Here is a 13,792-nt window from a genome sequence, read left to right on the forward strand (position 1 = left end):
GGGGGCAGAAACGAGTAAAAACTAAAGAGCTAGAATTTCAGCCTTTGAATTTCAGTCACTTTGGCCACATCTTTGGTTCGATCATAGAGTTTCGTCGTCGTCGAATTTGAATGATTTGCCATGATACGGGCGTCCTCCAGACTGCCGCCATTATTTAGATAGGTTGTAATGCCTGTCGCGCGGAAGCTGTGGTTGCCGATATCACGGTGAATTCCTGCGGCGAGGGCGCGTTTACGCACCATTCTCCAGGACGAATTACGGTCAAACGGTTTGCCTGTGAGATAACCGCCGCGAGCAGTAGAAGACTGAAAAATCAATTCATTAGGCTGATTCATTAAGCCGGTTGTCTGGAGGTATTCATCCATCATTTCCTCTAAATCCGGATGAACGGGCATTTCGTGCCGTTTGGAGCCTTTTTCTTCCCCCACAAGCCATCTCTGATCGCCTCTGAGTTCATAATCACGTACTTTGAGCGATAAGGCTGCGGAAATCCGAAAAAAGGAATAGACCATGAGGCCTATCAAAGCACGGTCGCGCAGATCTTTCTGAGAGCGACGCGGAATGCTGTCCAATATCTGACGGACCTGTGTGGAAACTATAACCGGTGTTTTTCCTGTGCCTGATGTGGTGCGCGGGAGTTTCACAGCCTTGGCCGGATTTACGGAAAGAACGCCTCTGACGACGCAGGAGTCCAGAAACATTCGGACGGCCGATAGATATTGGCGCAAACTTGATTTTTCATAGCCTTTTTCAATCTGCGCGATGTTGAACTGCTGTACATGGACGGGCTCTATATCGAGAACGTCGGTTATGCCCAGGCTTTCGCAATGTTCAAAAAACAAACGCAATCCATTGGCATAAGCATGATTGGTATGTTGGTTGATATTGAGCGAAAAGAACTCGGCATAAGCCGAAACCATTTTCGTGCCATTGCGAACCACAAAGTCCGGCGGCGTCATATCTTGTCCGGTTTGAATTTCCTGTTTTGAAGAGGCCATAGAATACACACTCACGCTACCGCGGCCTTAGGGGCCTGTTTAATACAACATAATCTGCATTATGTTGTATTAAAGAATGGTGTATTTTGGTGAGTTTTTTAGAACTTTATCGTTCAGCGAGTAAGGTTTAGGTGAAGACAAATTAGAAGACAACGGCTTCATGCCAAATTATGGTGTCATCATATCCCGTTCCATTTTCATGATGTCCTGCATTTCGGGCGTAGCCATTGGCAAGCTGTCCAAAGGCGATAGCCCGACAATCTTGCGTTCAAGATTCATCAACTCTAATTCGAGTTCGTCATATTTAACCCGGCGCTTCAATGATTTTAATTCACGCATAAGGGCATGTTCATTCGCACTTAAATGGTCAGGTTGGGACTCACGGCGTTTTGCCTGAAGCGCCCTGATTTTATCCTCAACTCTAAGGCTGCTAAGGATCGCCTTATTCTGTCGATATTGTTGCGGGTTAACCCTTCGTTTTCTTACCATAAATAAGTCTCTTCTTCCGCTGATTTTGCCCCCTTCCCTTGGCGCTTATATGTTATTCTTATTTCATTTCCTTATCTCTCAATTCTTTCGTTTTATTGTGGGTTTTGTCGGAGAGGGCTGTCTGCGGGGTGTGAGTATCGAACGGGGAACGTTAAGCTATATATGGTTTTTACGACCTCACGCTTACGGGTGTAAGGCGTAAGACCCGCAGTGATAGAATCATCCGAACGCGGCTCTGCGAAGCAGAGATAGTAAGGATGCGGCCCAGCTAAATAATATTTTTGCCATATCCGAACCCTTCGGTTTCGGCGCTGCATTGTATTTGATGCCCCGCATCAAATACGGGCATTTCGCGTCCCGCTGACGGCCAAGGGTCTCAGTCGTGGAGCCCATGGCGCTCGTCAGGCCGCCCGGCTCTCAAGGCGTTACCCTTCATCCCCCAACGACAAACATCCTCCGATTACCAGTCAGTCAACGTGCACTTAACCTGCCCACGCGATCGATACATTTTTCAGTCAATTCGAAAGCGGGGCCTTTAAGTCCGTCGTTCAAATCAACGAGGTTGACTATAGGCCGGAAAAGCAAAGTGAGGATGGGTCTCCAAATTATTTTGTAAGGGGTTGAAAGAGTTGAGGGTTTTAAAATGATAAGTGAGGATGGTTTTTCTAAGTCAGGTCATCTTCCCCCGTTTACGGAGGAGGAAAAGACAAGCATTGTAAGCCTACTCAGGCCCAATAGTGATGAGAGATTTCGTCATCAGCGCGAATCTTTCTCGGTGTATCTCGCCGTCTGGAAAGAAGGTTTTGACCAGGCTGGCATTTATGAGCGAGAGATGATCAATCTCGTCAATCGCCTCCTCTATGGGTTCCACCCTCTCGCTATACCCAACGGCGTATTTGTTGATGAGGCGAATACGGGTCGGCGCCGGAAGCCAATGCAAAAACGGCACGCCAAAATGTGGTTCCAGGGGAAACCAGAGATTTGGCGTTTGCATGTAATAGCGTTTGGCAACGCGCCGGGATTCCGACGAAAATTTGGCCATATTTGCGAAAGATCCCACATGTTCAATGACGCTGTTAGAGTGGGAAATGTCGAACTGATTATCGGAAAATTGTGACAAATCACAACCATCCCCGACCACTTGAACAATATTCAAATCGGAGCTCTTTTGAGAGTAATCCTCAAGCTCGTCTTCAAAATTGACGGTGGTAATAATGACATGTTCCCGAAGGTCTTCGGACAGATAATCCCAATAATCCCGGCGCCCGCCAATATCGATAACTGTTACAGGATCGGAGACTTTCAGCGCCTCTCGGATAAGGTTTTCAACCTTTTCAAAGCGTTTCTTCCGAAACTTATACCTGATCGTCTTTGAATCTGTCGCATCAATACGTTGCATGAGCGCCTCCCTGAGGAAGGGCTTAGCCGTAAGATTTAAAAAAAAGGTTTAAGACCAAGCCTCTTATCGAGAATTTGGCTTAAACCTTGAATTACGTTTCAGACGCTGCGTCGTCGGCCTCGGACTCATCTTCGCTTTCGAGGACACGTTCGACAGACACTACTCTCTCACCATCACGGGTTTTAATAACCGTAACGCCGCGTGAGCTCCGCGAGACAATTCGGATATTCTGGACCGGACAGCGGATCAGAAGCCCGCCATCTGTCACGATCATGACCTGATCATCTTCGTCAATTGTGAAGGAACGAACCAGTTTCGCGTGGGGATCGCCTTTTTTACGGTCCAGATTTTGAGCCGTCACGCCCTGCCCGCCCCGGTTCATACAGCGATAATCGTAAGAAGAGCTGCGTTTGCCCAAACCGTCATCCGCCAGAGTGAGCAAGAATTGTTCACTGGCTTGCAGATAGCCTAAGCGTTCCTCGTCGAGAGACGTTTCAATTTCGACGTCTTCCGCGGCCTCTTCAGTCTCGTCTTCGCCTTCGTCAGACAAAGCCCGGCGCATGGCATTGGCATGTTTCATATAGGCGCGGGCTTCGTCAGTTTCGATATCGACATGACGCAGAACGGCCATTGAAATGACCTCGTCTCCGTCCGCCAGTCGGATGCCGCGCACGCCGGAAGAGGTCCGGCCGACAAAACGGCGAACATCGGTAACGCGGAAACGAATGGATTTTCCGAGGGCCGTCGTCAGCAGAACGTCGTCTTCCTCATTACAGAAGCGAACATCAACGATTCCGTCGCCCTCATCCGGTTTCATGGCAATTTTGCCGTTGCGATTGACGCGCGTGAAGTCGGAGAGTGAATTTCGGCGCACGCCGCCGGAACGCGACGCAAACATGATATCCATATCTGCCCATTCGTCCTCGTTCTCGGGCATGGCCATGATGGAGTTGATGGTTTCCCCCTGCTCCAGAGGCAAAAGGTTGACTAAAGCCTTGCCGCGTGTTGCGGGCCCGCCCAGAGGCAGTTTCCAGACTTTCAGCTTGTAAGCCATGCCGGTCGAGGAAAAGAACAGAACAGGCGTATGTGTATTGGCCACGAAAACGGTGGTGACGACATCTTCGTCCTTCATGGACATGCCGGAGCGCCCTCTTCCGCCGCGGCGCTGCGCGCGGTAAGTATCGAGCGCCGTGCGTTTGACATATCCGCCAGACGTCACTGTTACGACCATATCCTCAACCGCGATGAGATCTTCATCATCAAAGTCCAGTTCGCCTTCGATAAACTCGGATCGGCGCGGCGTGGCATATTTCTCTTTAACTTCAATAAGTTCTTCGCGAATGATTGTCTGAACGCGTTCGCGGCTACGTAGGATTTCCAGTAGATCCGTGATAAGCGCGGCGAGCTTCTCGGCTTCGTCCGTAATTTCGTCCATCCCGAGCGCTGTGAGCTTGACCAGACGCAGGTCGAGGATCGCTTTTGCCTGCTCCTCTGTCAGCTGGATTGTGCCGTCCTCCAGCAGTTTGGAGCGCGGATCAGCAATGAGCTTGATCAGCGCGCCCATGCCCTGCGCGTCCCAGGTTCGGGACAACAGGTTCTCGCGTGCCTCTTTCGGATTGGCAGAGCCGCGTATAATCTTGATGATCTCATCGATATTGGCAACCGCGGTCGCGAGGCCGACTAGGATGTGCGCCCGGTCACGGGCCTTGGCGAGATCGAACTTCGTCCGGCGAGCAATTACTTCTTCGCGGAAACCCAGAAACGCTTCCAGCATTTGCCGCACATTCATCTGCTCCGGCTTACCGCCATTCAGGGCGAGCATGTTGGAACTGAAGTTCTGTTGGAGTTGCGAGAAGCGGAAAAGCTGGTTCAGAACCACATCAGGGACGGCGTCGCGTTTAAGTTCAATGACAACCCGCATGCCAACACGATCGGATTCGTCGCGAACGGCCGAGATTCCCTCAATGCGTTTCTCATTAACAAGCGCCGCTATCTTCTTGATCATATTGGCTTTGTTTACCTGAAACGGAATTTCAGTAACGATAATCGCCATGCGGTCTTTACGGATTTCTTCAAATTCTGTTTTGGCCCGCACAGTGACAGAGCCGCGCCCTGTCAGAACGCCCTGTTTTGCCCCGCTCCGGCCCATGATAAATGCGCCGGTCGGGAAATCCGGTCCTGGAATAATGTCCAGCAAGTCCATATCGGAGAGGTTACCGTCTTCCATCAAGGCCAGCGTGCCGTCGATGACTTCTCCCAGATTATGCGGCGCGATATTGGTGGCCATACCGACCGCGATGCCGCCTGCTCCATTCACGAGCAAGTTCGGGAAACGGGCCGGTAGAACGACAGGCTCGGATTCTGACGCGTCGTAATTGTCCTGGAAATTGACCGTATTCTTTTCGATATCCGCCAAAAGAGAGGCGGCCGGCTTATCCATGCGAACTTCGGTATAACGCATCGCCGCCGGCGGATCACCGTCCACAGAACCAAAATTGCCCTGCCCGTCGAGCAATGGCAGGCGCATGGAAAAATCCTGCGCCATTCGGACAAGTGAGTCGTAAACCGCGCTATCACCATGCGGGTGATATTTACCAATAACGTCCCCCACGACGCGGGCGGATTTTTTATAAGGCTTTTCCCGCGTGAAACCGTTCTCATGCATGGAATAGAGGATACGGCGATGAACCGGCTTTAGCCCGTCTCTCACATCAGGGATCGCCCGAGAGACGATAACGCTCATCGCATAATCGAGATAGGAGCTTTTCATCTCCTCTTCGATGCTAATGGGGCTCACCCCTTCCGGCCAGGGCGGAGGGGCCTCATTATCGGGCGTTTCAGGAATGTCGTTATCGTCGCTCAAACTCTGATCTCCCCATAAAAATCAAGCCGCTCGAATCGTGCGGCTTTTGTCCTCTTTTTATTAGCAGTCAGGAGGGCTTACAGCAAATTATTAGAGCGCTTTTCCTCAAGCTATAAATTTAAATCGATTTAAGTTTAGAGGGCAATGGAACATATTTGCTATCAAAATCGTAGCAAAGATGAAAATTAACTTTGGAGCCATTTATGACCCTATCAAAAACCCTTTTATCAACTGCAATTATTGCGTCGCTCGCGGCTTGTTCAGGTAGCGATCCAGACACAACAACCGATAACATGGACACGGATATGGCAACAACCGAATCCACCATGTCCATGGACGATGACGCCATGGATGGAGAGATGGATGATATGGATATGGCAGATTCCATGGAAAATGAGCGCGGTGAAGTCATGACAAGAGATATTATGAACCCTGAGGGCGAAACTATCGGCACCGTCACCCTCACCTCACTCGGCATGAGTGGAACAGAAGTAAAAGTTGATGTCAGCGGTCTGGAGCAAGGGACACATGCTTTGCATTTCCACCAGACAGGTAAATGCGAAGGTCCTGATTTTGCATCTGCCGGTGGGCACTTTAACCCAACGGATAAAGAACATGGTTTCGACGTCGCAGATGGCCCGCACGCAGGTGATATGGAAAATATAGACGTTGGGATAAACGGCGAAGGCGTTTTCACAGTCACCAATAAACGGGTTTCAATTCGCAGCAATGACAGCGAACTCCCCGCCCTACTTGACGCAGACGGAGCTGCCTTGATGATTCATCAGAAAGCAGATGATTATACCAGTCAGCCAAGCGGCGCAGCAGGTGCGCGTGTGGGATGTGCTGTCATCACTTCCTAAACTTCAATCATAATTGAATTCTGATATGGCTCGGTGATTATTCACCGGGCCATATTTTTTGCCACCATTTCACATCCGGTGCGGGCTCTGACACTTCAAAGTAGCCGCCTTTGCCGCTTTCTTCGATACGGGTGCGAATATCGCCCGTTGACCAACCTGTCAGGTTCGCAAGCGTTTTGACTTCTTCATCTTTGCGGTCATTTACGTTTTGCTTGTATTCCTTCGCGGCTTCACATTCCATGTCTCCTTCATATGCATGACGAAGAATATACCGGCCCTGAAAATTGTTTCTGTCGCCAGTCGTCTTGAATTTTAGATCTTCGGGAAAGCTTTCTGCGTCATAACGCACATGTAGCCGGGTGACGAAAACATCTTGCGCAGCGCCCGGAACCGGACGGCGAGGCCTTATAGCAGGGTCATTTACGCCTTCATCCATCCAGAAAACGCCGAGCTCCTGCAGTTCATCGCGGCTCAGGGGATCGGCGGCGCAAGGGTCGCACCAATTCATATCCCATGCATATTCCATAAAGACGCCGTGGCCCCCTTCCCGCTCTGCCGCGGTAGAATACATATCTTTATAGAAATCGCCGAAATCATCTTTGACAAAAATCGGCAGCTCCTTCTCCGAAGGGATTTTCACCGTGCGGTAATTTGTGGTCTCGACTTTACCGTTGCGGGTCAGGGCATAGACAAATAAATCCTGGTCTCCATTGGCATTGACAGTGCCAAGGCGAATAGGGAGCATAAATTTAGGGCTTTCATATGCCACCGCGATAGGACGGAGCATCTCGCCGCCCTGCTTGGCTTTTTCTTCCAGGTTCACCTTGGCGACAAAGAATTTCATATCCTGTTTGATGTAACTCCCGAGTGTTTTCTCGGCGCCTTCCGGCACTTTATAGTCGTTTTGATCAAGCCAGGTCTGAAGGCCGTCGCTCTCAGTCGCAGAGAGGATGAGGATGTCATATTCACCGACTGAAAATTGCTCTTCGATAGTGACGCCCAACGCTTTCGCATCTTCGGCTTTGCGTGTTGCCGTTACTATAATCGTATCACCATCTTGCATTGCTTCCGCGTCATAAAGGCGGCGCTCACAGGGGTTGTTATCAAAATATTCGACGAGCCGCGGAGATGTGTAGGCATCCAAATGCTCCAACAAAGCCGGGTCTGAAATATGCACCTGTTCTTTCGTGATGACAGTCGGGACCGGAATAACCATTGCAAATTCAGTCGGGTCGCCCAGATAATCATTGGTCATGGTGATCACTGTGCGGTTGCCGTCCCGGACAAGCGCCACTTTTGAGCTGGAATTGAACAAATCCGTGTCGGCCTTGGCGACATAGAAGCCGCAGAAGGCGTTGGCTGACGGCGCGAAGGCGATGAGACCAAGCGCTGCGGTAGCAGTTAGGATATGTTTCATGGGTAGCTCCTGTTTAATATTCAAATTTCTAATCTAAATTTCTGTCATCCTGCGCGAAGTCGCAGGAGTTCGGGCGGTCTTTAACGTGGATTCGACATATTCACTCTCGGTCCTCCGCGATTTCGCCCGGAATGACAGGGGTGTTGACAGTGTCGGCCATGCATAGCGCTCTGCCTTGAAGATTTTATCAATTATCGGGACAAGCGGAGCCGTGAGAATGAGCGAAAGAATTATACCTCCCGCATTATAAAGCCCGAATTGTATAGTGAACCCGACCGCCGCCACAATGGCCGCATAAACCAACCGCCCTGCTCTCGCATCCGGTGTCGTTTTTGGGTCGGAGATCATGAAGAAGGCAAAAACCAACAGAGCGCCGCTCTGCATTTGGTGGACAGGTATCGTTAAGGGATCGCCGAGCCAGAGTGCGCGGCCGCAGACCAGCAGCCCATAACTGCCTAAGAGCGCGAGACTTATATCCCAGCGTTTCGCTTTGCCTGTCACCATACCGCCGAGGCCAAGCAGGAGAAGTGCAAACAAGGGCGCCGCTCCCCATTGTCCGGGAGATATCCAGGCGGACGTAAAGAGAAGTGAGAGAATGACCAACCCGAAATTAGCGGGGTTGAAAATATGCTTGCCGTTCCAGCGCAGAATATATTTCGAGGCGACGGCAAGAACGCCTGCGGCGATAGAAAGAGTGAGCGAACCAGTGCGTAAGAGAAGGGTTAGAGAGAGGGCCGATATTAGAGGGCTGCGGGGATCAAAACGTCGGCCCACGATCCGGTCAGCAAAAGCCTGAGTGACGAGGGTAGAGCCGACGCAGCCCGCAACATGCCACCATGCCAAATCGAAACCAAAGTGGAACAAGCCAAGAAGTATAAGAGAAGTCAGGACGCCAATCTGGTAATGGCGCGGGTCAAGGGAAACCGCCGTCCAAATTCTTTTCCCCTGTTCTGTGACCACTTTAGACCCTTTTAAGCGTTACAATATAACTACACCTTGAATTGTGGCAGAAAAAAGGCGGGTGGACAAAAGATTAAATGACAATTGAGTCATTCATAGAGTTAGTAGAAGCCCATCAAGATCGCTCAATACTCCGAACTCTGATGACAAATCCTTCTTATAAAGCATACCCGCATCACCATCATTGGTGACGCCGATAATTTACGCCCCGCCTATTCGCCAATATCTAAACGAAATAGACGCAGTCGGGCATTCAAGAGCTAAAGACTAAAACGGGATCTCGTCGTCTAGGTCGAAATCTTCTTTCGGGCCTTCCATGGCTGACGCCGAGCGAGAGCCGCCGCCTTGATTCATATTTCCATATCCGCCGCTATCCTGATTATAGCCGCCGCCGGATGAGCGTCCGCCGCCCCCGCCGGAGCTGTTTGCGCTGTCGAGCATGGTCAGCGTGCCGCCATAGCCCTGCAATACCACTTCGGTCGTGTATTTATCATTCCCGTCGCGATCTTGCCATTTTCGGGTCTGCAGCTTGCCTTCGATGTAAAGCTTTGAGCCTTTTTTGACATAGCGTTCAATCACGCCGACAAGACCGTCACTAAACACGGCAATATTGTGCCATTCGGTTTTTTCCTGGCGCTGCCCCTGCTTGTCTTTCCACTGCTCTGATGTCGCAATGGAAAAATTGGCGACTTTACCGCCATTGCCGAAAGTTCTGATCTCGGGGTCTTTGCCGACATTCCCGATTAGGATCACTTTATTGACTGAGCCTGCCATGTTTCACCTCTTGACGTTTTTGTTCTATATATGTTCTAAAGCCTTGGGCGCGACTCTGCAAGAGCGCCCGGCACCTGACTTGTATTGAAGGGATGGGCAACCTAAGTCCACAATGAGGCGTAGAAAACCTGTTAACTCTTCCGATAATTGGACGACTTCATGGCCATGCTAAAATCCATTCAGGTTCGCGGAGCCCGCGAGCATAATCTAAAAAGCGTCAATGTGGATTTGCCGCGTGACAAGCTGATCGTGATTACAGGTTTGTCCGGATCGGGCAAATCTTCCCTCGCTTTTGATACGATTTATGCCGAAGGACAGCGGCGGTATGTCGAAAGCCTGTCAGCCTATGCGCGTCAGTTCTTGGAATTGCAGGGCAAGCCGGACGTCGACTCTATCGAGGGACTATCCCCTGCCATTTCGATTGAGCAGAAAACGACTTCCAAGAACCCCCGTTCGACAGTTGGGACAGTCACAGAGATTTACGATTACATGCGCCTGCTCTGGGCGCGGGTGGGCGTCCCCTACTCTCCGGCAACGGGATTGCCGATTGAAAGTCAGACCGTTTCGCAAATGGTCGATATTATTATGGCGCTGCCCGAAGGCACGAAACTCTATATCATGGCGCCCTTTGTCCGCGGCCGAAAAGGCGAGTTTCGTAAAGACCTCGCCGAATTTATGAAGCAAGGCTATCAGCGGGCCAAAATCAACGGCGAGATCGTGCGTATTGAAGACGCCGAAGCGCTTGATAAGAAATATAAACACAATATAGATATTGTGGTTGACCGTGTCGTCGTCCGCGAAGGGCTTGAAACCCGCCTGGCTGATAGTCTCGAGGCGTCTTTGCGAATTGCCGACGGACTGGCCGCGGCGGAATATGCGGATGATCCGGAAAAACGTATTCTCTTTTCCGAAAAATTCGCCTGTCCCGTCTCCGGATTTACCATATCCGAAATTGAACCACGACTTTTCTCTTTCAACAATCCTTTTGGAGCTTGTCCCACCTGTGATGGTCTGGGGAAGGAATTGAAATTCGATGCGGGTTTGGTGGTGCCGGATGAACGCAAATCCCTTGCGGGCGGCGCCATTCTGCCTTGGTCAAAAAAGCCCGACGGTCTCTATATGCAGACCTTACAGGCTTTGGCGAAGCATTATGACTTCAAGGTCGATACCCCATTTGAAAAGCTCTCCGCCAAAGCCAGAGACGTCGTCCTGTTCGGGACAAAAGGCACGAAGGTCGATTTCCATTATAAGGACGGCAAACGGTCCTATAAAACCACCAAGCCCTTTGAAGGGGTTATTCCGAATTTGCAACGACGATACCGGGAAACGGAATCGACTTGGGTCAGAGACGATCTCGGCAAATATATGTCGGATTCACAATGTGATGCCTGCGGCGGAAAACGTCTGCGACCGGAATCCCTCTGCGTGAAAGTCGCCGGAATGGATATTTCCGAACCCGGCGATATGTCCATTCAGGACGCTTATACGCGTTTCCAAAAATTAGGCACGGAATTGTCCGAAAAGGACATGGAAATTGCCGAGCGAATTCTCAAAGAGATACGCGATCGGCTGGAGTTTTTGAATGCTGTCGGGTTGGATTATCTATCGCTCGGGCGCGGCTCAGGCTCTCTCTCTGGCGGTGAAAGTCAGCGTATTCGCCTCGCCAGCCAGATTGGATCCGGTCTGACAGGCGTTCTATATGTCCTAGACGAGCCCTCTATAGGTCTTCATCAACGGGATAATTCGAGGCTTTTGGAAACGCTCCAGAATCTTCGGGATCTGGGCAATACGGTCATTGTTGTCGAACATGACGAAGAAGCCATCCTGACGGCTGATTATGTTATCGATATGGGCCCTCTCGCCGGCATTCATGGCGGCGAAGTTGTTGCCTCTGGCACGCCAGAACAAATCAAAAAGTCCAAAGATTCCCTGACCGGGAAATATCTGACCGGTAAAAAGGAAATTGAAATTCCGGCTAAACGGCGCAAACCGAACAAAGATAAAAAATTATCCGTAAAAGGCGCTACGGGCAATAATCTGAAAAATGTCGACGCCGACTTTCCGCTTGGTTTGATGACCTGCGTCACCGGTGTGTCCGGCGGCGGTAAATCCACGCTGACGATTGAAACTTTATACAAAGCGGTTGCCAAACGCCTGAACAAATCCTCTGTCCAGCCTATGCCTCACAAATCTATCGAGGGCTTAGAACATTTGGATAAAGTCATCGATATTGATCAGTCCCCGATTGGCCGGACGCCGAGGTCGAACCCCGCCACCTATACGGGGGCCTTTACCCCTATCCGGGATTGGTTTGCCGGGCTGCCCGAAGCCAAAACCCGCGGTTATAAACCGGGACGTTTTTCTTTCAACGTTAAGGGCGGAAGGTGTGAAGCCTGTCAGGGCGGCGGCGTTATCAAAATTGAGATGCACTTCCTTCCTGATGTCTATGTCACCTGTGATGTTTGCGACGGCGCGCGCTATAACCGCGAAACACTCGAGATCAAGTTCAAGGGCAAGTCCATTGCTGACATTTTGGACATGGATGTCGATGAGGGAGCAGATTTCTTTAAAGCCGTCCCGACTATTCGGGACAAGCTGGTGACGCTGCAGCGCGTCGGACTCGGATATTTGAAGGTCGGGCAGCAGGCGACGACACTCTCTGGCGGGGAGGCACAACGCGTGAAGCTCGCGAAAGAGTTATCCAAACGCGCGACAGGCCGCACGCTTTATATTCTGGACGAGCCGACGACAGGCTTGCATTTTGAAGATGTGAACAAGCTGCTCGGCGTTCTGAATGAGCTGGTCGGCACCGGCAACACCATGATTATCATCGAGCACAATCTGGACGTTGTGAAAACTGCCGACTGGATTATCGACATTGGCCCAGAAGGTGGCGACGGCGGGGGCGAAATCGTCGCAATCGGTACGCCGGAAGACGTGGCCAAAGTCAAGGAAAGCTGGACCGGACGTTATCTCGGCCCGTTATTGGAGCGAGACGATAAACGGAAATCCCCTAATGCCGAGGCGGCGGAGTAAATTTTCTATTCAAATGCCGGCGCGGGGTCGTCACTGTGCCACCAGCGTACGGCGTAAGCTGAGACGCCGGCTATCCAGAGAATCCACGCGGACAGGGCTGCCGCCATCATTGTCATGGCAACAATGCCCAAAATCATATAAAGTGGATTTGAAAATCGGTCGATCGTTGCTTCGATGATTGGACGCGGGTTTTCTCCGCCAAACCCAGACATCGCCGTCAAGAAATCCGGATTACCGGACACCAGCAACATGCCAATTAAACTGACCATATAATAGCCGATATACCCGCCAATATAAATGACCAGATAAACGCCGAAAAGAGACCAGAAGCGTTGTTTAGTCACATTTCTTGCAGCCAAAACGTGTGTTTTCCCGTCAAGGGCGGTTAAGGCCGCTGCAGGTGCAAACCTTATGGGATAGACGATCAATAAGACCATCAAAAAGAGAACTCCGAAGAATGGAAGAATTGCCATCATTGGAGCAAACATCATTCCTAAAAAACCAGCTACAAGGATGATTGCCAAAAGCCCCAAAACATAGACAACTAAATAAAGAGCATAAAACCCAATCTGCGCTAGAAGGTTTCGTCCTGTGTGAATATCTAGCCTAATGGGAATCCGCGCAGGCTCCGCCCCTAATAAGTATTTTCGGTATAAGGCGCTTTCTCCCATCGAGGTGGTGACCATTAAACCGACCACGAAAAGGAGAGTTGGGAGAGCTATCTGCCCGATGGCCGCCCAGAGGGCAATACTTACATCCTCTGAGGGTTGGCCGCTCATAGTTTGCTGGTTCACACGCCAGGACGCTTCTAATATATCAGCATAATGCGGGAGCATTAAAGGTTGGCAGATCATCAGCACGACCAATATCGCGGCGCTATGCCAGACCCAGAGGCGAAGAGCATACTCCTTACCGCCCGACGTATTAAACCATGCTCCGGCGGCCTGTCCGAAATCAAACGGAGTGGTTGGTTTTCTCGGCTCTATTTTCATG

General features: G+C 50.7%; 10 protein-coding genes. 2 read left to right on the forward strand and 8 right to left on the reverse strand.

What is annotated here, in order from left to right:
- Positions 1-29: 29 nt before the first annotated feature.
- The 4 genes from ACN0IC_RS06900 to gyrA all read right to left on the reverse strand — a co-directional run bounded on the left by ACN0IC_RS06900 (position 30) and on the right by gyrA (position 5,749).
- Positions 30-998: a tyrosine-type recombinase/integrase gene (locus tag ACN0IC_RS06900; protein WP_416878032.1), complete on the reverse strand. Its 969-nt coding sequence runs from the start codon at positions 996-998 to the stop codon at positions 30-32.
- A 168-nt stretch (positions 999-1,166) separates the two neighbouring features.
- Complete coding sequence (locus ACN0IC_RS06905; protein ID WP_416878033.1) at positions 1,167-1,487, reverse strand: hypothetical protein; 321 nt, start codon at positions 1,485-1,487, stop codon at positions 1,167-1,169.
- A 721-nt stretch (positions 1,488-2,208) separates the two neighbouring features.
- Positions 2,209-2,886 (reverse strand): methyltransferase domain-containing protein, encoded by a 678-nt coding sequence (locus ACN0IC_RS06910; RefSeq protein WP_416878034.1) that lies wholly within the window; start codon positions 2,884-2,886, stop codon positions 2,209-2,211.
- Positions 2,887-2,977: 91 nt separating this feature from the next.
- On the reverse strand, positions 2,978-5,749 hold the full coding sequence (gene gyrA, locus ACN0IC_RS06915; RefSeq protein ID WP_416878035.1) for a DNA gyrase subunit A: 2,772 nt from the start codon (positions 5,747-5,749) through the stop codon (positions 2,978-2,980).
- A 203-nt stretch (positions 5,750-5,952) separates the two neighbouring features.
- On the opposite strand from gyrA, the gene ACN0IC_RS06920 reads away from it, so the two are divergent.
- Positions 5,953-6,612 (forward strand): superoxide dismutase family protein, encoded by a 660-nt coding sequence (locus ACN0IC_RS06920; protein ID WP_416878036.1) that lies wholly within the window; start codon positions 5,953-5,955, stop codon positions 6,610-6,612.
- 37 nt (positions 6,613-6,649) lie between these two features.
- Here ACN0IC_RS06920 and ACN0IC_RS06925 read toward each other — a convergent pair whose 3' ends face one another.
- From ACN0IC_RS06925 to ssb, 3 genes are all read right to left on the reverse strand, one after another.
- Positions 6,650-8,029, reverse strand: coding sequence for a DUF2330 domain-containing protein (locus tag ACN0IC_RS06925; protein WP_416878037.1), 1,380 nt, complete (start codon positions 8,027-8,029; stop codon positions 6,650-6,652).
- Positions 8,030-8,062: 33 nt separating this feature from the next.
- On the reverse strand, positions 8,063-8,989 hold the full coding sequence (locus ACN0IC_RS06930; protein ID WP_416878038.1) for an RnfABCDGE type electron transport complex subunit D: 927 nt from the start codon (positions 8,987-8,989) through the stop codon (positions 8,063-8,065).
- A gap of 267 nt (positions 8,990-9,256) precedes the next feature.
- Entirely contained in the window at positions 9,257-9,763 is a 507-nt protein-coding gene (ssb, locus tag ACN0IC_RS06935) for a single-stranded DNA-binding protein (protein ID WP_416878039.1), read from the reverse strand.
- Between the two features lie 159 nt (positions 9,764-9,922).
- On the opposite strand from ssb, the gene uvrA reads away from it, so the two are divergent.
- Positions 9,923-12,799, forward strand: coding sequence for an excinuclease ABC subunit UvrA (gene uvrA / locus ACN0IC_RS06940; protein ID WP_416878040.1), 2,877 nt, complete (start codon positions 9,923-9,925; stop codon positions 12,797-12,799).
- A gap of 5 nt (positions 12,800-12,804) precedes the next feature.
- Here uvrA and ACN0IC_RS06945 read toward each other — a convergent pair whose 3' ends face one another.
- The gene (locus ACN0IC_RS06945) at positions 12,805-13,791 is read right to left on the reverse strand and encodes a hypothetical protein (protein WP_416878041.1); all 987 of its coding nucleotides are present in this window, start codon (positions 13,789-13,791) and stop codon (positions 12,805-12,807) included.
- Between the last annotated feature and the right edge of the window lies 1 nt (position 13,792).

The sequence above is a fragment of the Litorimonas sp. genome (assembly GCA_029936425.1).
GTDB lineage: Bacteria > Pseudomonadota > Alphaproteobacteria > Caulobacterales > Maricaulaceae > Litorimonas.

Coding starts and splice junctions, on each gene's coding strand:
- uvrA (WP_416878040.1), top strand. CDS start 9,923: ATGGCCATGCTAAAATCCATTCAGGTTCGCGGAGCCCGCGAGCATAAT.
- ACN0IC_RS06910 (WP_416878034.1), bottom strand. CDS start 2,886: ATGCAACGTATTGATGCGACAGATTCAAAGACGATCAGGTATAAGTTT.
- ACN0IC_RS06905 (WP_416878033.1), bottom strand. CDS start 1,487: ATGGTAAGAAAACGAAGGGTTAACCCGCAACAATATCGACAGAATAAG.
- ACN0IC_RS06920 (WP_416878036.1), top strand. CDS start 5,953: ATGACCCTATCAAAAACCCTTTTATCAACTGCAATTATTGCGTCGCTC.
- ACN0IC_RS06925 (WP_416878037.1), bottom strand. CDS start 8,029: ATGAAACATATCCTAACTGCTACCGCAGCGCTTGGTCTCATCGCCTTC.
- ssb (WP_416878039.1), bottom strand. CDS start 9,763: ATGGCAGGCTCAGTCAATAAAGTGATCCTAATCGGGAATGTCGGCAAA.
- ACN0IC_RS06945 (WP_416878041.1), bottom strand. CDS start 13,791: ATGAAAATAGAGCCGAGAAAACCAACCACTCCGTTTGATTTCGGACAG.
- ACN0IC_RS06900 (WP_416878032.1), bottom strand. CDS start 998: ATGGCCTCTTCAAAACAGGAAATTCAAACCGGACAAGATATGACGCCG.